Source organism: Pauljensenia sp. UMB1177 (assembly GCF_030217965.1).
Taxonomy (GTDB): Bacteria; Actinomycetota; Actinomycetes; order Actinomycetales; family Actinomycetaceae; genus Pauljensenia; species Pauljensenia turicensis_A.
The window spans coordinates 306,040-326,698 of sequence record NZ_JASOOV010000002.1; the positions used below are offsets into that span (position 1 = coordinate 306,040).

21 protein-coding genes are annotated in these 20,659 nt (G+C 57.3%); 19 read left to right on the forward strand and 2 right to left on the reverse strand.

What is annotated here, in order from left to right; translation table 11 throughout:
- The first annotated feature begins 48 nt into the window (after positions 1 to 48).
- The 19 genes from prfA to QP442_RS04675 all read left to right on the forward strand — a co-directional run bounded on the left by prfA (position 49) and on the right by QP442_RS04675 (position 16,752).
- Positions 49 to 1,152 carry a peptide chain release factor 1 gene (gene prfA, locus QP442_RS04585; RefSeq protein ID WP_219585212.1) on the forward strand — a complete coding sequence of 368 codons (1,104 nt, stop codon included), beginning with the start codon at positions 49 to 51 and terminating at the stop codon, positions 1,150 to 1,152.
- Positions 1,153 to 1,184: 32 nt separating this feature from the next.
- Positions 1,185 to 2,066 (forward strand): peptide chain release factor N(5)-glutamine methyltransferase, encoded by an 882-nt coding sequence (gene prmC / locus QP442_RS04590; protein WP_219585211.1) that lies wholly within the window; start codon positions 1,185 to 1,187, stop codon positions 2,064 to 2,066.
- On the forward strand, positions 2,063 to 2,722 hold the full coding sequence (locus tag QP442_RS04595) for an L-threonylcarbamoyladenylate synthase (RefSeq protein WP_285068065.1): 660 nt from the start codon (positions 2,063 to 2,065) through the stop codon (positions 2,720 to 2,722). The genes prmC and QP442_RS04595 overlap by 4 nt, the downstream gene beginning before the upstream one ends.
- A gap of 41 nt (positions 2,723 to 2,763) precedes the next feature.
- The gene (locus tag QP442_RS04600) at positions 2,764 to 3,858 is read left to right on the forward strand and encodes a glycosyltransferase family 4 protein (RefSeq protein WP_103631931.1); all 1,095 of its coding nucleotides are present in this window, start codon (positions 2,764 to 2,766) and stop codon (positions 3,856 to 3,858) included.
- A gap of 36 nt (positions 3,859 to 3,894) precedes the next feature.
- On the forward strand, positions 3,895 to 4,341 hold the full coding sequence (locus tag QP442_RS04605) for a hypothetical protein (protein ID WP_103631930.1): 447 nt from the start codon (positions 3,895 to 3,897) through the stop codon (positions 4,339 to 4,341).
- Positions 4,342 to 4,575: 234 nt separating this feature from the next.
- Complete coding sequence (gene atpB, locus QP442_RS04610) at positions 4,576 to 5,457, forward strand: F0F1 ATP synthase subunit A (RefSeq protein ID WP_219585870.1); 882 nt, start codon at positions 4,576 to 4,578, stop codon at positions 5,455 to 5,457.
- Positions 5,458 to 5,501: 44 nt separating this feature from the next.
- Positions 5,502 to 5,711: an ATP synthase F0 subunit C gene (gene atpE, locus QP442_RS04615; protein WP_006681264.1), complete on the forward strand. Its 210-nt coding sequence runs from the start codon at positions 5,502 to 5,504 to the stop codon at positions 5,709 to 5,711.
- 8 nt (positions 5,712 to 5,719) lie between these two features.
- Positions 5,720 to 6,283, forward strand: a complete 564-nt coding sequence (locus tag QP442_RS04620) for a F0F1 ATP synthase subunit B (protein WP_103631928.1) — start codon at positions 5,720 to 5,722, stop codon at positions 6,281 to 6,283.
- Positions 6,280 to 7,101 (forward strand): ATP synthase F1 subunit delta, encoded by an 822-nt coding sequence (gene atpH / locus QP442_RS04625; RefSeq protein WP_179369756.1) that lies wholly within the window; start codon positions 6,280 to 6,282, stop codon positions 7,099 to 7,101. The genes QP442_RS04620 and atpH overlap by 4 nt, the downstream gene beginning before the upstream one ends.
- Before the next feature lie 44 nt (positions 7,102 to 7,145).
- Positions 7,146 to 8,786 carry a F0F1 ATP synthase subunit alpha gene (gene atpA / locus QP442_RS04630; RefSeq protein ID WP_103631926.1) on the forward strand — a complete coding sequence of 547 codons (1,641 nt, stop codon included), beginning with the start codon at positions 7,146 to 7,148 and terminating at the stop codon, positions 8,784 to 8,786.
- Between the two features lie 3 nt (positions 8,787 to 8,789).
- The gene (locus QP442_RS04635; RefSeq protein WP_103631925.1) at positions 8,790 to 9,719 is read left to right on the forward strand and encodes a F0F1 ATP synthase subunit gamma; all 930 of its coding nucleotides are present in this window, start codon (positions 8,790 to 8,792) and stop codon (positions 9,717 to 9,719) included.
- A 23-nt stretch (positions 9,720 to 9,742) separates the two neighbouring features.
- Complete coding sequence (atpD, locus tag QP442_RS04640) at positions 9,743 to 11,191, forward strand: F0F1 ATP synthase subunit beta (protein ID WP_103631924.1); 1,449 nt, start codon at positions 9,743 to 9,745, stop codon at positions 11,189 to 11,191.
- The gene (locus tag QP442_RS04645) at positions 11,191 to 11,454 is read left to right on the forward strand and encodes a F0F1 ATP synthase subunit epsilon (RefSeq protein WP_103631923.1); all 264 of its coding nucleotides are present in this window, start codon (positions 11,191 to 11,193) and stop codon (positions 11,452 to 11,454) included. Before atpD ends, QP442_RS04645 begins: the two co-directional genes overlap by 1 nt.
- A gap of 65 nt (positions 11,455 to 11,519) precedes the next feature.
- Complete coding sequence (locus QP442_RS04650; RefSeq protein WP_103631922.1) at positions 11,520 to 11,924, forward strand: DUF2550 family protein; 405 nt, start codon at positions 11,520 to 11,522, stop codon at positions 11,922 to 11,924.
- 126 nt (positions 11,925 to 12,050) lie between these two features.
- Positions 12,051 to 12,749: an endonuclease NucS gene (gene nucS, locus QP442_RS04655; protein WP_103631921.1), complete on the forward strand. Its 699-nt coding sequence runs from the start codon at positions 12,051 to 12,053 to the stop codon at positions 12,747 to 12,749.
- Positions 12,750 to 12,865: 116 nt separating this feature from the next.
- Positions 12,866 to 13,108: a hypothetical protein gene (locus tag QP442_RS04660; protein WP_285069679.1), complete on the forward strand. Its 243-nt coding sequence runs from the start codon at positions 12,866 to 12,868 to the stop codon at positions 13,106 to 13,108.
- A gap of 139 nt (positions 13,109 to 13,247) precedes the next feature.
- Complete coding sequence (locus tag QP442_RS04665) at positions 13,248 to 14,777, forward strand: hypothetical protein (protein WP_285069669.1); 1,530 nt, start codon at positions 13,248 to 13,250, stop codon at positions 14,775 to 14,777.
- A complete protein-coding gene (locus tag QP442_RS04670; protein WP_285069670.1) occupies positions 14,738 to 15,793 on the forward strand; it encodes a hypothetical protein in 1,056 nt (351 codons plus the stop codon). The genes QP442_RS04665 and QP442_RS04670 overlap by 40 nt, the downstream gene beginning before the upstream one ends.
- 71 nt (positions 15,794 to 15,864) lie before the next feature.
- Complete coding sequence (locus tag QP442_RS04675) at positions 15,865 to 16,752, forward strand: tetratricopeptide repeat protein (RefSeq protein ID WP_006681252.1); 888 nt, start codon at positions 15,865 to 15,867, stop codon at positions 16,750 to 16,752.
- Between the two features lie 90 nt (positions 16,753 to 16,842).
- Here the strand turns inward: QP442_RS04675 and QP442_RS04680 are convergent, their stop codons facing one another.
- Positions 16,843 to 18,300, reverse strand: coding sequence for a phosphotransferase (locus QP442_RS04680; protein ID WP_103631918.1), 1,458 nt, complete (start codon positions 18,298 to 18,300; stop codon positions 16,843 to 16,845).
- 137 nt (positions 18,301 to 18,437) lie between these two features.
- Complete coding sequence (glgB, locus tag QP442_RS04685; RefSeq protein WP_103632059.1) at positions 18,438 to 20,639, reverse strand: 1,4-alpha-glucan branching protein GlgB; 2,202 nt, start codon at positions 20,637 to 20,639, stop codon at positions 18,438 to 18,440.
- Between the last annotated feature and the right edge of the window lie 20 nt (positions 20,640 to 20,659).

Consider the following 20,659-nt stretch of genomic DNA (forward strand, 5'->3'; position numbering starts at 1 on the left):
GCGCCCGGCGCCGAGGCGTATCTGGCCACTCAGCTTTAAAGGAAGTCCATGACAGTCGATAACGAGACCAGTGAAGGTCTGAGTGCCCTTGAAGCACTCTTGAGCGAGTACGAAAGCGTCGAACAGGAGATGTCGGCGCCGGATACTCTGTCCAACCCTGCGAAGATGCGTCGCGTGGGAAGGCGTTTCGCTGAGCTGTCTCGCATCAAGGCTGCTGCTGATCGACTCTCGAGCACCCGAGATGACCTTGAGGCTGCCCGTGAACTGGCCACGGAAGATCCATCGTTCGCTGACGAGATTCCAGGCCTCGAAAATGAGGCGCAAGACGCCTACGACGCGCTACTGAAAATCCTCGCACCGCGCGACAGTGAGGATGCCCTCGACGTCATCCTCGAAATTAAAGCAGGGGAGGGCGGTGAAGAATCCGCTCTTTTCGCATCCGACCTCGCTCGCATGTACGCGCGCTACGCCGAATCGAAGGGCTGGAGCGTCCAAGAACTCTCTTCAACGGACACTGAACTCGGTGGCTACAAAGACATCACGCTGGCAATTCGCGCCAAGGGAACCGTGACCCCAGAAGAAGGCGTGTGGGCTCACTTAAAGTTCGAGGGCGGAGTTCACCGCGTGCAACGCGTGCCCGTCACCGAGTCGCAGGGTCGTATTCACACCTCCGCAGTCGGCGTCTTCGTCATGCCCGAAATTGAAGATGACACTGAGATTGTCATCGACCCGAACGACCTGCGCATTGACGTCTACCGTTCCTCGGGTCCCGGCGGCCAGTCGGTGAACACCACGGATTCCGCTGTCCGCATCACCCACATTCCGTCGGGCATCGTGGTCTCGATGCAGAACGAAAAATCGCAGCTACAGAACAAGGAAGCAGCCCTGCGCGTCTTGGCGTCCCGTTTGGCAGCCGAAGCTCGTGCGAAGCGCGAAGCTGAAGCATCGGCCCAGCGCCTCAGCCAGGTTCGCACCGTTGATCGTTCCGAGCGCGTACGCACCTACAACTTCCCAGAAAACCGCATCGCTGAACACCGCACCGGCTACAAAGCGCACAATCTTGATCGCGTGCTTGCCGGCGAACTTGAGCCCGTCATCGCTTCGCTGATCGAAGCCGATGAAGCCGAGCGACTCGCCTCTGCCAGCGCCTGAGAGTCTCTCGCGACCATTTCACCGATCGTCCAATGACTGCCGAGATTTCCACCGTCCGCGACGCTCTTGCCTTCGCACGCGCCCAGCTTTCACAGATCGACGAGGCCGCTCCAGCTTCCGAGGCGCGCGAACTTCTGGAATGGGCGGCGGATGTGGAATCACTGTGGTTAATCCGTGAGCCCATCGCCCCAGCGATCGTTCATCGCTTTATTGATGGGGTTGAACGACGAATGAAACGTGTTCCACTGCAACACATCACTGAGCGCATGTTCTTCCGTGGTCTGACGTTGCGTGCAATGCCAGGTGTCTTCGTGTGCCGTCCAGAAACCGAAGTCGTTGCGGGCCAGGCGATCGATCAGGCGCGCGAGATCCTGAAAACTCGTGACAGCGTGCGCCTCGTCGATCTGTGTACCGGATCTGGTGCAATCGCCTGCTCGCTCGCACACGAAATCCCCAAAAGCGATGTTTTCGCCGTCGAACTGTCGCCGGTGGCATTCCAATGCGCCAGGGAAAATTGTGAAAAATACGGTGGCGGGCGCATTGGCCTCGTGAACGGTGACGCAACTGACCCGGCCACTTTGGCTGACCTTGACGGCAGTGTCGACATTGTTGTCTCGAACCCGCCTTACGTTCCTTTTAACGAGGCTCCGACGCAGGCAGAAGCCCAGCGAGACCCGGATATGGCACTCTACGGGCTGGGAGAGAGTGGCATGCAGATTCCATCTGCGATCCTCGCGCGCAGCGCCACCTTGCTGAAGCCCGGCGGTTGGGTGATTGTTGAACACTCGCCGAGTCAATCAGAACTGATGCGTACCGCTGCACAACGGGCAGGCTTCACGCACCCTCAGACCATGCCCGATCTGACGGGTCGTGATCGCTATCTTGTTACCAGACGTGGCACAATGCCGATGTGACTACGCGAATCATTTCTTGCACCCCCACATGGGATAGCTCAGACCTGAAGGAAGCGACAACCGCTGTCAAAAGCGGTCAGCTGATCATCATCCCGACAGACACCGTGTACGGAATCGGGTGCGATGCGAGTAATCCTGACGCAGTGGCTCGCGTTCTTGCAGCCAAGGGACGAGGTCGCCAAATGCCGCCGCCCGTTGTCGTTCCGGGTCGCGAATCAATCGAAACTCTTTGCGTCGATATCCCCGAGGCTGCATACCGGTTGACAGATGAATACTGGCCGGGCGGATTGACTCTGATCCTGCGGGCACGCCCCGATCTTGGCTGGGATCTGGGTGAAACCGGGGGAACAATCGGCGTGCGTATGCCGAACGAGCCCCGCATCCGCACACTGTTGGATACGGTCGGCCCACTGGCTTTGACCAGCGCAAACACCACCGGAAATCCACCGGCAACAAGCGTTGGCGAAGCAGTGGACTACTTTGGGACGCAGGTTCCGCTCTACGTTGACGGTGGCCCGACTCCCGGCTCGACACCCTCAACAATCCTCGACTTCACGAAGGGTGGGGTACGGGCAATCCGTCTGGGCACACTATCCTTAGAACAGTTATCGCTTACCGCTGGAACCACCATCGAACCCGCGAACACGTCAAAGTGATCGCAACCGGTTCACACTGAAAGGCCTGGAACCCCCGACCGATGAAGGTCTATCTTCTGCTCATGCTCGTCGCCATGGGAGTCACCGTTTTGATGACTCCCATTGTCAGGTGTGCGTGCATTGCGTGGGGGATTGTTCCCAAGCTGCGTTCCCGTGATATCCAGAAGGACCCGATTCCTCGCCTTGGTGGAATCGCGATGACGGTCGGTCTTGTCGTGACGCTTTTATTGGCGTCGAGGATTCCCTACATGAGTCCCCTGTATGCAACCAGTATTCCCTGGGCAGTCCTTTTTGCCACTCTCGGAATGTGCATCCTTGGAGTTATCGACGATGTCATCGAACTGGACTGGATGGCGAAACTGTCCGGGCAGATTCTGATCACCGGAATCATGGCGTTTAACGGTGTTCAGCTGGTATCTTTCCCGATCTTCGGCATCACCATCGGGTCATCGCGCCTGTCTTTGATCGTGACAGTGTTCCTTGTCGTCGGCATCATTAACGCCGTCAATTTCATTGATGGTCTTGATGGGCTAGCAGCGGGGATTATCGCTATCGGGGCGGCGGCATTCTTCGTCTATTCCTATTCGGTGACCCGCATCGTCGGCGCAACATCGTATGCGACGACGGCCTCGTTGATTACGATCACGCTGGTAGGCGTATGTGTCGGCTTCCTCTGGTTCAACTTCCACCCATCGTCAATCATGATGGGCGGGGGAGCGGAGACACTCGGTCTTGTTTTGGCTGCAGCCGGCATCATCATGACTGGGCAAATTAACCCATCACTGCTGGGAACGCAACAGGTTTTCGTCGGGGTGCTCCCGATTGTTCTGCCCTTGTCGGTCATTTTCATCCCGATTCTTGACTTGATTGTCACGTCGATCAGGCGAATGCTTCGAGGCAAGAGCCCATTCCACGCCGACCGATCCCACTTCCATGATCGTCTGATCATGCGAGGACACTCGCACCGTACGGTCGTCGCGATCATGTGGATGTGGACAGCCCTAGTGTGTATTCCCGCAGTCTGTCTGCTTGTGGTCGACTGGAAGATCATTCTGCTGATTACCAGCCCATTCTTGGCTGTTGCTGTCGGGCTGACACTGCGCGAATTCCCTAGTGCCCGCTACAGCGCACGCTGAATACCCGTCGCCCACTTTTGAGAGAACTACCCTGTAATGACGACTTCCTCCCACAATCACGAACCGAAGGAAAACGAAGGAGTAGACGATTCTCGTCCCGCTTTCTTTGCTTCGACCGTGGCAAAGCTTGCGCGTCTTGAAATCGTGACCGCAGTGGTGGCGATCCTCCTTGTAGGGGCGCTGGGGTACGCGGGGGGAGCGCAAATCCTCTCAATCCTCCTTGCTATCGGCGTGATCGCGTCAGTTATTGGCATTCATGTGAGGTCGCTTCTGGAGCTCGCCCAGCCCGCCCGCAATCCTCTGGCGTGGATTGCCTTTTCGTACATCGGTCGCATCGGCGCAATCGCTCTGTTCGTCTATCTACCGACCGCTTTTGCCCAGCCGGTGCGTTTTCCCGCTACCTGCGCTTTGATCGCGATCGTCGGCTCCCAATTGTTCGAGTTGGTGGCGCTGGTGCGAATGCGCCAGTTCAACGTCGACTAGTTGTGCGAAGGTTCACGAGGCTCAGAAAGAACCTCGTGACTGGCTTTCGACTGCGTGTGTGAACTGCTCCTCTGAACGCTCGTTCGTTCCCATTTGGAAAACGTGAGCCATACCAATCTGGTGAGTTCATGTTTAAAGATGAATCAAAGCTCACGCTGCTGATACGATGGTCAGACCGCTTCATCAACGGTGAAAATGCCTGTCAAAGTCGAGTAACCTACCCGGGAGGACACCCTGTCCACGTCATCGCCCTCGACGAGCCGTCGAGCAAGCACCGCAAAACCGGTCTGGTATTGGACGCTTCTTGTCATTCTCGTCATCGTTATCGTTGTTACGGCAATTCCCGCTTTTACACAGCACCCCCATCAACCCGGACTTGAGGATTTTTTCCCGAGCGCAATTTTCGGGGAAGGAACTCTTTTTGAGTTCTCACGCTTGACTCTTGCCCGCGTGATCATGGCGCTTGTTCTCTGCCTTGCACTGGTCGGTGTTGCCCGTAAGCCGAAGCTCGTTCCAGGTCGCGGTCAGATGGCCGTTGAATTCCTCGCCGATTTTATTCGCGCGAATGTTGCGCTTGAAATGCTTGGGAACAAGAACGGTCGTCGCTTCGCAGGATTCATCGGGTTTGCATTTTTTGGCGTCTTGGCCATGAACCTTGCCGGCGTTATTCCCGGCATCAACATTGCAGCATCCTCGGTCGTTGCTGTTCCGATGGTGTTCGCCATCATCTCTTACGTGACCTTCGTCGGAAGCGGTATCAAGGCCCAAGGCATTGGCCACTACTTTAAGTCCCAGCTTTTCCCGCCGGGATTGCCGAAGGCAATGTACCTGCTGATCACGCCGATTGAGTTCCTCTCGACGTTCATCGTTCGCCCATCCACACTGATGTTGCGACTTTTGGCGAACATGATTGCTGGTCACCTGCTCTTGGGTATGACCTACTTCGGTACCGCAATCCTTCTGCACGAGCTCAACGCAATGAGCTCCCTCGGCGTGCTGACCGGCGCAGCAATGTTTGTCATGACGGCCTTCGAGGTTTTCGTTGCGTTCCTTCAGGCGTACATCTTCACGATCCTTTCCGCCGTTTACATCAAACTGTCCATCGAAGCTCACTGAGCCCAACCGCGCCTCTTGGCGTCCAATACAAAAGGAAGAACACTATGACAACCGCAGCATTTGCCTACATCGGCTACGGTCTTGCAACCCTTGGCCCTGGCATCGGCATTGGTCTCCTGGTCGGAAAGACCCAGGAATCCACCGCTCGTCAGCCTGAGGTTGGTGGCCGTCTGTTCACCAATATGATTATCGGCGCCGGCATGGTCGAGGCACTCGGTCTCATCGGCTTCGTTCTTCCGCTCATCGTTAAGTGACCATCGCTATGCACCAGGTAATCGCCGCGAGTGAGGAAGTAGGTGGCCTCGCCGTCATTCTTCCTCCACTCTACGAGATCTTCTGGTCGGCGTTTGTTCTACTCATCGTCCTCCTCCTCGTTGGTAAGTTTGCTCTTCCGCGTCTTTACGCTGCAATGGACGAACGCCAAGCGAAGATCGAAGAGGGCCTTGCTTTTGCCGAAAAGGCAAAGGAAGACCAGGCGCGTGTAACACGCGATCGTGAAGACGTGCTGAAGCAGGCGAATATCGAGGCTCACGAGATTCGTGAAAAGGCTTCCCAAGAAGCACAGGGCATCATTGCTGACGCGCGGGTGGAAGCACAGAACGAAGCAACCCGTATCCTCGAGAACGCGCAACGTCAGATTCTTGCTGAAAAGCAGGCAGCTGAGATCTCCCTGCGCTCTGACGTTGGTCTTCTGGCAACCGAGTTGGCAGAAAAGATCGTTGGTGAACATCTGAGCGACACCGCACTGACCAGCCGTGTCGTCGATCGTTTCCTTGACGATCTTGAGGCGGATACTCTCCGTGAAAGCGAGCGTACGAATCGATGAGTGAACTCGGTCGACTCTCTCGCGTTGCATATGCAACGCAACTCGAAGACGCACTAGCCCAGAGCGGTGTCGACGCGCGTGCAGTGGGAGAGGACTTCTTCTCCATCACTGACCTCGTGAAGAAAGAACCGCGGGTTATTCGTGCATTCACTGATCCATCACGTAGTGGTGACGACAAAGCCCAGCTGGTTCGCACTTTGCTGAGCTCGCACCTTACAACGGACGCTTCACTCAGCGTTCTTCAAATGATGGTGCGTGAACACTGGTCGAATCTCGATAGTTTTGCCGATGCCACGGAGGTCCTTGGTATCCTCGCAGTTCTTTCAGATGCGAATCGTGCTTCGAGCCTCGATAGAGTCGAATCCGAGCTCTTTGAAGTACGCCATTTCCTTGAAGGCAACCGTGAACTCCGCTTGAAGCTTTCCGATGCTTCGCTAGGCACATCCCATGAACGTGGTGATCTAGCCACCGCGATTTTTGAATCGAAGCTTTCAGTGTGGACGATGCGTTTGCTACGTCGTGCCGTCGGTCGTTCTCGTCGTGGGCGCCTTCTGGTGAACCTTCGGCGCTTCGCCGAATGGTCAGCTGTCATCCAAAACAGGCGGCTTGTCACAGTTCAAAGCGCGGTCGAAATGTCGCCAGAGCAGGTTTCTCGCTTGCGTTCGCTCTTGGAAAAGCGCTTCAACTCAGAGATTTCGCTTGCTATCTCGGTCGTTCCCGGTCTTGTCGGTGGCTTCAAAATACGTGCACAGACAACATCGATCGATGCCAGCCTCTCGACTCGTATCTCAGATATGAAACAGGCTCTGGCTTCCTAACAGCCACCACTACCGATTAGAAACGTTTACAGAAGGAATTACTCATGACTGACCTGTCTATCAGTCCCGAGGAGATCCGTGGCGCATTGGACTCCTTCATGCAGTCCTACCGTCCCAGTGAAGTAGCCACCGAAGAGGTTGGCCACGTCACCGAGACCGCCGACGGTATCGCTCACATCGAAGGCTTGCCGGGCACAATGGCCAATGAGCTTCTCCGCTTCTCCGATGGCACACTTGGCCTGGCAATGAACCTTGAACAACGCGAAATCGGTGCCGTTATCCTCGGTGACTTCGGTGGCATCGAAGAAGGCCAAGTTGTTCACCGAACGGGTGAAGTTCTTTCTGTCCCGGTTGGTGATGGCTACCTTGGGCGTACGGTTGACCCGCTGGGTCGCCCGATCGATGGCTTGGGCGAGATCACCGATGTTGATGGCCGACGCGCACTCGAACTGCAGGCCCCCGGTGTCATGATGCGTAAGTCGGTTCACGAACCGTTGCAGACCGGCCTGAAGGCAATCGACTCAATGATCCCGATTGGTCGCGGACAGCGACAGCTGATCATCGGTGACCGCAAGACCGGTAAGACCGCGATTGCTCTGGACACGATCCTGAACCAGCGCGAAAACTGGAAATCCGGCGATCCGAACAAGCAGGTGCGATGCATCTACGTTGCTATCGGTCAGAAGGGCTCGACGATCGCTTCTGTGCGTTCAACTCTGGAAGATGCCGGTGCACTCGAATACACGACCATCGTTGCCTCCCCGGCTTCCGACCCCGCAGGCTACAAGTACATGGCCCCCTACACGGGTTCTGCACTTGGCCAGCACTGGATGTATCAGGGCAAGCACGTTCTGATCATCTTCGATGACCTCTCCAAGCAGGCTGAAGCCTACCGAGCGGTTTCCCTTCTTCTGCGTCGTCCGCCAGGGCGTGAGGCATACCCCGGTGACGTTTTCTACTTGCACTCTCGTCTCCTTGAACGTTGTGCGAAGCTCTCCGATGAGCTCGGTGCGGGTTCAATGACGGGGCTTCCGATCATTGAAACCAAGGCAAACGACGTGTCTGCCTACATTCCGACCAACGTCATTTCGATTACCGATGGTCAGATCTTCCTGCAGTCCGATCTGTTCAACTCGAATCAGCGCCCGGCCGTTGACGTCGGTATCTCGGTTTCTCGAGTTGGTGGCGACGCGCAGGTGAAGGCAATGAAGAAGGTTGCTGGCACGCTGAAGCTGACACTCGCTCAGTATCGTTCGATGGCTGCATTCGCCATGTTCGCTTCCGACCTTGATCCGGCAACCCGCCAGCAGCTGACTCGCGGTGAGCGTCTGATGGAGCTTCTGAAGCAACCGCAAGCATCGCCGTATTCGACTGCAGAGCAGGTCGCTTCGATCTGGACTGGTACGCATGGCTACTTGGATGATCTTGAGGTCGACGCGGTTCTTTCCTTCGAGCGCTCCCTGCTGGATCACCTGCGCGTGAACTCTTCAGTTCTGGGCACGATCGAATCAACCGGTCTGTTGGAAAGCGAAACAGAAGCTGAACTGGAATCCCAGGTGAAGGCATTCCATGATCAGTGGGTCAGCGCCGGTCGAGGCGTTGCCAATCTGGATGACTCCGAGGTGGAAGCAGCTCAGACTCGCGAAGAAATCACCCGTCAGCGTCCCTCGAACGAGAAGGCCTGATCCATGGGTGGTCAGCAGAGGATCTACAAGCAGCGGATTGCCTCAACGCAAACGCTGGCGAAGGTCTTCCGCGCGATGGAAATGATCGCAGCGTCAAGGATTGGTGCTGCGCGTCGCGCGGCTTCGGGCCTTGGCCCGTACGAAAAGGCATTGACGCAGGCAGTTGCAGCAGTCGCGATCCACACGGATTTGGATCACGCACTGACGCGTGAACGTCACAATACTCCTCGCGTGGCTGTTCTTGTCATTGCTTCCGACCGTGGCATGGCGGGTGCCTATGCGGCGACGATTCTTCGTGAATCGGAACGTCTGATTACTCGCCTGAAGGACGAGGGCAAAGAACCCATCATCTATACCTTCGGTCGTCGTGCACGCTCGTATTTCCGATTCCGTGGAGTCGCCATCGAACGTTCATGGGAAGGCGAATCTGATTCGCCGACTCTTGAAACAACTCGTGAGATCGCAACCGAACTTCTCTCCCGTTTCTTGGACGGTACTCTGATGACGGGTGTTTCAGAAGTTCACCTGGTATACACGCGTTTCGTGTCCGTGATGAGTCAGGTTCCCGAGGTCCGACAGATGCTTCCGCTTTCTGTTGTTGATGCTCCCGAATCGGACCAAGAACGCGGGGAAGAACGCGGTTACTACGACGATCCCTCATCGACGTTCCCCGAATACGAATTTATCCCATCTCCGGAAGCCGTACTCGATGCGATCCTTCCGCTGTATGTGGAAGGTCGTATTCATAATGTGCTCCTGCAGTCGGCTGCCTCTGAGCTTGCGTCGCGTCAGCGCGCAATGCACACCGCAACCGATAACGCTGAAGAGCTCATCACCAAGTACACGCGCCTGGCCAACTCGGCCCGTCAGGCGGACATCACCCAGGAGATCAGTGAGATCGTGGGCGGGGCCGACGCATTGGTCGCGGGCTGAGCCCCAGAACACGGAGAAGAACTATGAGCCAGGAAGAACACAAAGCGGAAGGTCGCGTCGCTCGCGTCGTCGGCCCCGTCGTTGACGTCGAGTTCCCGCCAGACAGCATTCCTCCGCTGTACAACGCACTGAAGGTTGATGTTGACCTTGCCGGACAGGGCGAGGGTGAAGGATCCTTCACCATGACCCTCGAGGTCGCGCAGCACCTCGGTGACAACCTTGTTCGTACCATCGCGCTGAAGCCGACCGATGGCCTAGTTCGTGGTGCTGTTGTCACTGACACGGGTGCACCGATCTCGGTTCCCGTCGGCGATATCACCAAGGGCCACGTGTTCAACGTGACCGGCGAACCGCTGAATCTGAAGGAAGGCGAGCAACTCGAAATCACTGAGCGTTGGCCAATTCACCGCCAGCCTCCGGCATTCGATCAGCTTGAAGCCCGAACCAAGATGTTCGAAACGGGCATCAAGGTTATCGACCTTCTGACCCCCTACGTCCAGGGTGGCAAGATCGGCCTGTTCGGCGGCGCGGGCGTCGGCAAGACCGTCCTCATCCAGGAGATGATCCAGCGAGTCGCGCAGGACCACGGCGGCGTGTCCGTCTTCGCGGGCGTCGGCGAGCGCACCCGAGAGGGCAACGACCTCATCCGCGAGATGGGCGAGGCCGGCGTCTTCGACAAGACCGCCCTCGTGTTCGGCCAGATGGACGAGCCGCCGGGGACGCGTCTGCGTATCGCACTCACCGGTCTGACGATGGCTGAGTACTTCCGCGACGTGCAGCACCAGGACGTGCTTCTGTTCATCGACAACATCTTCCGCTTCACCCAGGCGGGCTCCGAGGTCTCCACCCTCCTCGGGCGCATGCCCTCGGCGGTCGGCTACCAGCCGAACCTCGCGGATGAGATGGGCCAGTTGCAGGAGCGCATCACCTCGGCGGGCGGTCACTCGATTACGTCGTTGCAGGCCATTTACGTGCCTGCCGACGACTACACCGACCCGGCCCCGGCCACGACCTTCGCGCACCTCGACGCGACGACGGAGCTCTCCCGAGAGATCGCCTCGAAGGGCATCTACCCGGCCGTGGATCCGCTCGCCTCGACCTCGCGAATCCTCGATCCGGCCCTCGTGGGTCGTGAGCACTACGACACGGCGACGCACGTCAAGGCGATCCTCCAGAAGAACAAGGAGCTCCAGGACATCATCGCGATCCTCGGCGTCGACGAGCTCTCCGAGGAGGATAAGGTCACGGTCTCGCGCGCCCGGCGCATCGAGCAGTTCCTCTCCCAGAACACCTATATGGCGGAGAAGTTCACGGGCGTCCCCGGTTCGACGGTCCCGCTGTCGGAGACCATCGAGGCCTTCAAGCGCATCGCCGAGGGCTACTACGACAAGGTTCCGGAGCAGGCGTTCTTCAACATCGGCGGCATCGAGGACCTCGAGCGCCGCTGGCGCGAGCTCGGCGAGGACGCCTGATGGCCGACAAGGTACTCCAAGTCGAAATTGTCTCCCACGAGGGACGTCTCTGGCACGGCGTTGGTACGTCCGTCCAGATCCCCGTGGTTGATGGACAGCTGGGTATTCTTCCGGGTCGTCAGCCCATGCTTGCCATGCTGAATGCAGGCACTGTGCTGGTGACGACCAAGGAAGGTGTCCAGACGTTCACCGTTGACAGCGGATTTGCGTCCATTGACTCTGATTTTGTGACCGTGGTCGCTGATCACGGTACGATTTCCTGATAAGGAGCCCCCGTTCGGGCGAATCCGAGCGGGGGCACTTTCATACTTTTGATCGGAGGTGCTTTATGACTTCGCTTTTCGCCATTGTGCTGTGGCTCGTGGTATGTGTTGTGGTTATTGGTCTGCCTGTCTTGCTGATCATTAACGTGCGTGCGCGTCACTTGGAAAACAAGCTTGGCGCATTCCGGTCATTCTCACGTCCCGATCAGCACTCGGGATGGACCGCGGGACTGGGACTCTACGACGTTGAATCGCTGTCGTGGTACCGCTTGGTTGGCTTGACGAATAAGCCCGTGTATTCCGTGAAGCGTCGAGGACTTCAGATCTCTGCGGCGAACCCGCATTCTAAAGATGGCGAACTTGTTGAGATTCGCCTGCTCTCCAACGAGAAGCGCTATGAGATCGCATTGTCAAAGGAAACATACAATGCGCTTGTCTCGTGGGTTGAATCCGGTCCGCCTCAGGTCTGAGTTCCTTTCATACACTGCTACTCGGTTGTCTGCTTCCTGCTTCTCAGCTTTGAAATTTGAGCATCTTGCCACGTCTGAGGCGTTGATAGTAAAGATCGAGTGCCTTCACCTGTTAGGCTCTGGGGCGTGCGAGTCCTCATTGCAACGTGCACCGTTGATTATTCCGGTCGTCTGTCAGCCCACCTTGACCCCGCCACGCGCGTCATCATGCTCAAGGCGGATGGTTCAATTTTGATCCACTCGGATGGTGGATCATATAAGCCTCTGAATTGGATGAATGCCCCGTGCACGGTCACTGTGGAAGTGCCTGAAAGTGATGAGGAAGTCGACGGCGTTACTGAAGTGTGGACTGTCCAAGCAGATAAGAAAGATGACCGTCTTGTCATCTCGATTCACGACATCGTCTCGGATGTGAATGTTGATTTGGGCGAAGACCCCGGTCTTGTGAAGGACGGTGTTGAGACACATCTTCAGGAGTTGCTGGCAGAGCAGGTTCCTGAAGTCTTGGGTGAAGGCTGGACTTTCGTTCGCCGTGAGTTTGAAACTCCGATCGGCCCCGTTGATTTGATGGTGAAGAATCCGCAGGGTGAGCACGTTGCTATTGAAGTGAAACGTCGTGGCGGTATCGATGGTGTTGAGCAGTTGACTCGCTACCTTTCGCTTTTGTCGCGCGATCCGTTGCTGAAGAATGTGTCGGGCATTTTTGCCGCCCAGGAGATTTCGAAGCAGGCTCGTACTCTGGCCGAGGATCGTGGCATCCGCTGTGTTGTGCTCGATTATGACGCTATGCGTGGCTTCGATGATCCTGAGTCACGTCTGTTCTGATGTCGTCGAACGCGCGCTGACATCTATCGCCATGATGACGAAGCGAATGGAGAAGTAGGGCCATGGCACGGCGTTCAATGAAACGGCGATGGAGTGAGCCTCACCGTGAGCTTGATATGACACGGCTTTCGTCGATGCCTCATACGGAAACTGGGCCTGATGGTAGTGATTATCAGGTTCGTCGCGTCTCGTCATCTTCGAAGGAATATACATGCCCGGGGTGTTTGCGCCCGGTGCGTGTTGGGGCAGCACACGTTGTTGCATGGCCAGAAGAAGCTCCCTATGGTCTGCCACAGGGACTCGATGCTAGGCGTCATTGGCACACGGATTGTTGGAACAGGGGACTGCGTCCGAACTAGGAAGTGGCATAGGAGTAGGGAAGTGCCCTTTAATCTCATGTTATTTGTCACGAGATAGTGAATTTCATGTGCCTGTTCGTGCGTTTCCTCGTATCGTTGAACGGTTAGAGTCTTTACTTCATAACCGAGGAGGCAACGCGTGAACCGAATCAAGGCGTACGCCGCTGCTACCACCGCTGGCGCGATCGCACTGGTTTTTGTGATCATTGGTGTCCTTGCTCTGACCATTTTTCAGCCACCAAAGGAACTGTCGTCGTCTATTGAGTCGCCAACGGCGATCATCATGACGCGTGACCGCGTTCTGCCGTTGCTTGACAAGAACGTTGTCGTGACGGCGACGTCAAAATCGGGCGCTGAGCTGACACTGGGTGTCGGCACTCCCGGTGACGTCCTCGGTTGGATCGGGAACGATCCCTACACCGAAGTTGTTGGTCTGACCTCGGATCGTAGTGTCCTGAAGGTGAATCAGCACGAAGGCGTTGCTGGTGATACCGGTCAGTCGAGTGCACAGTCTGGTGCTCAGTCTGGCTCGGATACGGCGCACTCCGGTGCTCAGTCAGGTGCACAGTCTGGTGCACAGTCTGGTGCTACTCAATCTCAGGTGGGGACTGAGCCTGCTCAGTTGGTTGCCGACGCATCCAAGTCTGATATGTGGTTGCACTCCGTGACGGGTGAGGGCACGGTATCCGTGTCTTTAGATGATGTTTCCGCTGGTCTTTCGGTGCTGGCAGTCTCTACGTCGGGTGCTTCTGATACGACCCTGACACTGACGTGGGCAACCCGTAGTGTGAATACTCTTGCGATTGTTTCCTTTATTCTTGCGATCTTGTTTGCGTTGATCGCAGGTGTGGCATTCCTGAGCCGTTACCAGCTTCTTCGTCATCGTGCTGAGCGCGCGAAGGCGCTGGAAGAGCGTCGTAGCGCTGACTCGACCGAGACTCAAGCAATTGACGTTAATGCGGTGAGCGCCCTAGCCGATGCAAAGAAGGCCGAAGAAGCTTCTATTCAGGACGCTTCCACCGAGGAAAACGAAGAGTCTGCGCAACAGGACACTTCTGATGACGCCCTCCAAGTCGCAGATACTGAAGCTACAGACAAGGTCAGCGATTCTGAAGAGGCAGTAGCTCAGGCAATCGACGAATGGGCGACGGATGACCGACTAAACGGCGGCGAAACCACTGAAGAAACCAGTGACGCAACCACTTTCGATGATGTGACCATCGATGGTGACCCTGTTTCCGGCGACAGTGAGCAGGTTGCTCAAGCTGAATCTGAAGATTCAGCTGGGGGCGAAGACAACACCTCAGAAGAAGTCCCCGAAGCAGAAGAGACTGTGAAGCCGGTGGCTGGTCGCCACGGTGAATGGGCGGGCACCGAAGACCAGGATCCGCCCGAGAAGGTCTCAACCGATACCGGCATCATCGATCTGTCGAGCATCCGCCCCGGCGTCACACTTCCAAGCCGTCGCGCACTGCGCGAAGCCCGTGAGAAGGGCGAAGAGAAGATCGTGATTGATGGACGCGAGTTCAACACCGGCCTGATTCCGATTGTGCACCAGACGGATTCTGATGAGTCTGCGGGATCAGAGTCTGAAGAATCCTCGTCTGCTTCCCGTAGCGGAAGTGACTCGTGGACGAAACTCATGTCTCGCTGGTTGAAGAAGAATTGACGAAGGAGATTGCAATGAAACGACGCACTCTCGTCTTTTCGACTGCTCTTGTAGCGACGCTTGGCCTGGCTGGATGTGGCGGGGGAGAACTGACTGTTTCTGACACCAACCAGTCGGCCTCCGTTTCGCCGAACCTTGATCAAGAGCGGATTTCATCAGCGCTGGCAGAGGTTCAAGAAACGTTGAACAGTGCTGATGAAGCGCTCAATGGTGACGTCTTTGACGGCCGTATTTCCGGTGGCGCAGCTCGTATGCGTAAAGCCCAATACGCTTACTCTGTTGCGTCCGGTGAGCCTGTTACCCAGCTTGACCTGACTCCTCAGACGACAGCAGTGACAAACTCGTTGCAGTGGCCTCGTGCCATCGTGAATATCCGCCAAGCCGACACGTCGCAGTTGCCCGTCATCGAGATGCTCGTGCAGAACGATGCTCGTAGCAAATACTCGCTGGTTGCGTGGGCGCGTATGCTCGGGGGAACTTCGCTGACCACCCCTGCGGTGACGAAGGGGTCGGCATACGTAACGAATGACACCGAGGGGTTTGTCATGACACCCGGTGACGCTGCGCAAGCGTATGTGGACATGCTGAACGCATCTTTGTCTTCGAATGCAAACTTCGCTTCGGACGAGTTCACGTCCAAGTACCTTGATGCGGCATCGTCGTTGAATTCCTCGCTGGCAGCTGCCGGTAATGTGACTGCGTCGGCAAGACTGACGGAGAACCCGGTGACGGGCGTTGTACTGGAAGATGGTTCGGCTCTTGTCGCTACGACATTCTCGTACACGTTGACGTACTCTCGTACGGTTGCTGGCTCGACGATGCGACTGGGGGGCCAGACGGCAACCATGAACGCAGGAGATGATGATTCGGTCAAGGGCACTGCGGTTGCAACCTACGTGGCGACCGTGATGATGAACATTCCGTCGAGCGAACAAGGCGGTGTCGCGCGTATTATCGGCGCTGAACGTGTTCTTGAATCCGTGACGATGGACGAATCAACGAACCCCGGTAACTAGAGTTCTCACGCTTCGAGGGGCGCTTGATTGGTACTACCGCCGACGTATGTCTGAAATGCATTGGAGGAACAATGCCGAATGAATCGAGCATGATGCCTGCTGACTCCCATGGGGCAGTGGAGCTGGGGGCTTTAGCTTCCGCTCAGGTTTCTGGCCAGGAAACGGGCTCACCTGAGGCTCAGGTGGGGTTGAATGTGCCACTGGTTGTGCAGGTCAGTGAAGAGAACTTCCAAGATCTGATGGCGAATTCAGCGACCGTTCCGGTGATCATTGTCATGTATTCGTCGTCACAATTGGAGTCGAAGCCGTTTGTTGCTTCGATGGAGGATCTTGCTCGCGACTATGCGGGTCGTTTCCAGTTGGCGACTGGCGATGTTGATGCGTCGCCTCACATTGCGCAGGCGTTCCAGATTCAGGGTGTACCCGCCGTTGTGGCGTTGATGAATCAGCGTCCGCTTCCGTTGTTCCAGGGAATTGCGCCGAAGGATCAGGTGCGCCCGATCATTGATCAGGTGTTGGATGCTGGCGCTCAGATGGGGATTAACGGTCGTATTGCGGTGTCCGAAGAGGATACGGCTGCTCCGATTCCGCCTGCACACGAGGCTCCTCTTAGCGCCGAAGAAGCAGGACAGCTGGATGAAGCGATCGCTTTGTGGGAGAAGGTCCTGGATCTGAATCCGAAGGACGAGGCCGCGAAGGCTCACTTGGCGCGTGTGCGTGTTGCTGCGCGGAGTGCGTCAGCTGATGCGTCTGATCCGGCGGCCCATGCTGATGCTCTCTTTGCGTCCGGTGATCACGAAGGTGCGTTTGACCTGTTGCTGAAGATCATTGCGACGGCCGATGACACGGAAGCAAAGGATGCAGCGCGGTTGCGCTTGCTGGATCTGTTCCGCGTCGCCGGTAACTCTCCCGATGTCATGAAAGCGCGCATGATTTTGTCGACGCTCGTGCTTGTGTGAGCGACGTAGAAAGTAAGATTTTCTTAGACTCTGCGGGGCGGGCATCGTGGTGATGCCCGCCCCGCAGAGGTTGACGCAGGGATGGCGCTTTTAGTCTTCAGTGATGAGAGCTTCGATGGCTCGTACTGGAATGTCAATCCAGTCGGGGCGGTTTCGTGCTTCGTACACGGCTTCGTAGAGAGCCTTGTCGAGTTCGAGGGCCACGATCAGTGCACGCTTACGTTCTTTGTCTGCCTCGTTCATGTCACCGAATGAATCGCGGTATCCATCGATGAAAGCGGTGCGCATGTCGGTTCGCCATGTTTCGTCGGTGGCTTTTCCGACGGCTGCCGCGTAGTCGAAGGAACGGAGCATGCCGGCAACATCGCGCATGGGTTGGTCAGGCATTGAGCGTTCGGCAAGCGGACGCAGGGGCTCGCCTTCGAAGTCGAGAACAAACCAGCGTGGTTCTACGCCTGTGGGAAGATCCTTTTCGTGGAGGACCTGCCCCAGGTGGTAGTCGCCGTGGATGCGTGTTGCTTCATCGAGGCGATCGAGAGCCTCGAGGCGCGCGTAGACGCGGTCGACTTTCTCTTCGAAATTCTGGATGCGTTCTGCAAGGAAGGCGACTTCTGCCAGCGCCCACGAGGCGCGCGATCGCAGGGAGTGGGCAAGCTCTGATGGGGGAACAGGGGCGGATGTACCCAGGGAGGCGGCCATATGGGAGTGCATCTGGGCGGTCGTTTGACCGAGAGTGAATGCTAGTGCTCTTGCGGAGCTACGAACTGTTCCATTCGCTGGGTTGTCACGGGTGGCATAGTCGCAGAAGAGTTCAAAACCGTCGTCAGCGGCTGGAATGAAGGTGCAGGCTACCGCGGAGTCGGTCAGGATGGTTTCGCCCGTTAGAGCGTCGTTCCAAGTGAGTGTGGACCATGCGACGGGTGTGCGGACGCGATCCCACCCGTCCTTTGCCAATGCAACAGACACCTCGACATCGGGGTTGCGACCTGCGGCGAGGACGCGGAAAAGCTTGATGACGATGTCATCAGCATAAGGATCACCTTCACCGCTACGCATGACGACGTTCGTATTCGACTGCTCACCGGTCATGACTCGTCCGCTATTGGCGCGTCTTTCGATCGCAGCGATGCCCTCATCGTCAAGGAACGATCCCTGGGTGTGGGCAAGCCTCGCCCACGCCCGCCAGAAATCTGGATGGTGCGGACCGTCAATGAATGCGACCTCGGGGGTACTTTCCATGACGAAACCATGCGATCCGGGGATTTCGCCGGCGACAGCAAAGGAATCAAGGTCTGAAGCGGGTGCTAGGGCCAAGGGGACGTGGATCAGAACGGGGGCCTCGTCGAGAGCGTCGGGGCGTTTCGCGCTGATCAACAGATCACGAATCGTGTCGCCCAATGCAACATCGGCGTGGATGCTGAGTTCATCAAGTGTCGGTGCTGCGTCACCTTTCAGTGGAAACCAACGGCGGTCCTGCATCCATGCGTGGAGCCCGGCAAGGAGGTCCTCATCTGCGGGCCACGACAGGTGCGAGGTCGAGGTGTTCACTGTGTAGTCTCCTTTGACGGATGGGGAGCATCGGTTGATGGCGCGCGGTGCATGTGTGTCTGCCCTTGCGGGGGCAACACAAAACGCGGACTCATTCTATCGACATTCGTTCGATGAATGAGTCCGCCCTGAAGGTGTCAGTGCTTTGTGTCAGGCTTGACGGGTGCCAGCCAGAGTCCACCGAGCGGCGGAATACGCAGCTCGACTGAGAACGGGCGGCCGTTCCACGGGATCGGTTCTGCGATGATCACACCTGGGTTGGTCACGCCGGAGCCTGCGAATTCTTCGGAGTCGGTGTTGAGGATTTCAGTCCATTCACCGCCGAAGGGCAGTCCCACTCGGTAGCCCTCATGCGGGTTACCAGCGAAGTTTGCTGCGCAGACGACGACCGGCTGTTCGGTGCCTTCGCGCTTGCCCTTACGCAGGTAGGTGATGAGGTTGTGATCCCCGTCGGACGCATCGATCCACTCGAAGCCCGTGTAGTCGTCATCCCAGAAAGCAGGATTGTGGGCGTACAGGTGGTTGAGTCGGGAGACCAGCGCTTGAACGCCAGCGTGGCCTTCGAAGTCGGTGATCCACCAGTCGAGCGAGTAGGACTCGTTCCATTCCTGGCGCTGGGCGATCTCTTGACCCATGAACAGGAGTTGCTTGCCGGGGTGCGACCACTGGTAGGCGTATAGTGCCTTGGTGCCAGCGAAACGCTGCCAGTCGTCACCGGGCATCTTCTCGACGACGGTGCCCTTGCCGTGAACAACTTCATCGTGGGAGATCGGTAGCACGTAGTTCTCAGAGAATGCGTAGACCAGCGAGAATGTGAGTTCGCCGTGGTGCCAGCGCCTGTTCACCGGGTCTTCTGCCATGTAGTGGAGGGTGTCGTTCATCCAGCCCATGTTCCACTTCATGCCAAAGCCCAGGCCACCACCACTGGTCGGTGCGGTCACGCCCGGCCATGCGGTTGATTCTTCTGCGACCATGACAATGCCGGGATGTGTGCGGTAGGCAGTCGCGTTGGCTTCCTGCAGGAATTCAATCGCTTCAAGGTTCTCGCGGCCACCGTACTGGTTTGGACGCCACTGGCCGTCCTTACGCGAGTAGTCGAGGTAGAGCATCGAGGCGACAGCGTCGACGCGCAGACCGTCAATGTGGAAGTCTTCGAGCCAGTATAGGGCGTTCGCAACCAGGAAGTTGCGGACCTCGCGACGACCGAAGTTGAAGACGTAGGTTCCCCAGTCAGGATGCTCGCCACGCAACGGATCCGGATCCTCATACAGGGGAGTGCCGTCGAAACGAGCAAGCGCCCAGTCGTCCTTTGGGAAGTGGGCGGGAACCCAGTCGAGAATGACGCCAATTCCGGCCTTGTGGAATTCGTCGACAAGGTAGCGGAAATCGTCGGGTGTGCCGAAACGCGAGGTGGGTGCGTAGTACGAGGTCACCTGGTAGCCCCACGACCCGCCGAAGGGGTGCTCCGCCAGAGGCATGAACTCAACGTGCGTGAAGCCCATTTCCTTGACGTAGGGGACAAGCTCGTCAGCCAGTCCGCGGTAGCCCAGACCCTGCTTCCACGATCCAGCATGGACCTCGTAAATCGACATCGGGCCTTCATGGACGTTGCGCTCGGCGCGGTCAGTCATCCACTTTTCGTCGGTCCACTCGTGGTAGTAGTCGGTGACGACGGAGGCGGTTGCCGGCGGTATTTCGGTGGCGCGTGCCAGGGGGTCAGCCTTCTGGAACCAGTTGCCACCGGGACCTTGGATTTCGAACTTGTAGCGTGCGCCTACCTTGACGCCGGGGACGAAGATTTCCCAGACGCCGGACGAGCCAAGGGAACGCATCGCGGTTGCGGTGCCGTCCCAGAAGTTGAAGTCGCCGACAACGCGGACAGCGCGTGCGTTCGGTGCCCACACGGCGAAGGCAACACCGTCGACGTCGCCCATGTCGCCGCTGTAGTGCTTAACGTGCGCGCCAAGAACCTTCCAGAGCTGCTCATGACGGCCTTCGGAGATGAGGTAGGTGTCCATCTCGCCGAGCGTTGGCAGGTAGTGGTAGGGGTCGTCGAGAGTCGTGATCTGATCACCGTAGGTGACGCGAACGCGATAGTCGGGGACTTCTTCACCGGGAAGGACGCCAACCCACACGCCGGCGTGTTCATGGGTCGCGGGGTACGCTGCGGTTGCGGTGACAATGTCGACTGCATCAGCAAGGTGATGAACGGAGCGGATGGTGACTGATGAATCACCAATATGTGCGCCGAGGACAGAGTGAGGATTGTAGTGAGCGCCGTTGCCAACGGCATCGAGCGTCGCTAGATCCACGGGGATGGGGGTCAAGTCATTAGTCATGTCCACATTCTCGCACGTCA

Bases quoted from the DNA above. Each gene is read 5' to 3' on its own strand.
- atpA (WP_103631926.1), top strand. From the start codon at position 7,146: ATGACTGACCTGTCTATCAGTCCCGAGGAGATCCGTGGCGCATTGGAC.
- QP442_RS04645 (WP_103631923.1), top strand. From the start codon at position 11,191: ATGGCCGACAAGGTACTCCAAGTCGAAATTGTCTCCCACGAGGGACGT.
- QP442_RS04675 (WP_006681252.1), top strand. From the start codon at position 15,865: ATGCCGAATGAATCGAGCATGATGCCTGCTGACTCCCATGGGGCAGTG.
- QP442_RS04605 (WP_103631930.1), top strand. From the start codon at position 3,895: ATGACGACTTCCTCCCACAATCACGAACCGAAGGAAAACGAAGGAGTA.
- atpD (WP_103631924.1), top strand. From the start codon at position 9,743: ATGAGCCAGGAAGAACACAAAGCGGAAGGTCGCGTCGCTCGCGTCGTC.
- QP442_RS04635 (WP_103631925.1), top strand. From the start codon at position 8,790: ATGGGTGGTCAGCAGAGGATCTACAAGCAGCGGATTGCCTCAACGCAA.
- QP442_RS04620 (WP_103631928.1), top strand. From the start codon at position 5,720: ATGCACCAGGTAATCGCCGCGAGTGAGGAAGTAGGTGGCCTCGCCGTC.
- prfA (WP_219585212.1), top strand. From the start codon at position 49: ATGACAGTCGATAACGAGACCAGTGAAGGTCTGAGTGCCCTTGAAGCA.
- prmC (WP_219585211.1), top strand. From the start codon at position 1,185: ATGACTGCCGAGATTTCCACCGTCCGCGACGCTCTTGCCTTCGCACGC.
- QP442_RS04650 (WP_103631922.1), top strand. From the start codon at position 11,520: ATGACTTCGCTTTTCGCCATTGTGCTGTGGCTCGTGGTATGTGTTGTG.
- glgB (WP_103632059.1), bottom strand. From the start codon at position 20,639: ATGACTAATGACTTGACCCCCATCCCCGTGGATCTAGCGACGCTCGAT.
- QP442_RS04660 (WP_285069679.1), top strand. From the start codon at position 12,866: ATGACACGGCTTTCGTCGATGCCTCATACGGAAACTGGGCCTGATGGT.
- atpE (WP_006681264.1), top strand. From the start codon at position 5,502: ATGACAACCGCAGCATTTGCCTACATCGGCTACGGTCTTGCAACCCTT.
- atpH (WP_179369756.1), top strand. From the start codon at position 6,280: ATGAGTGAACTCGGTCGACTCTCTCGCGTTGCATATGCAACGCAACTC.
- QP442_RS04600 (WP_103631931.1), top strand. From the start codon at position 2,764: ATGAAGGTCTATCTTCTGCTCATGCTCGTCGCCATGGGAGTCACCGTT.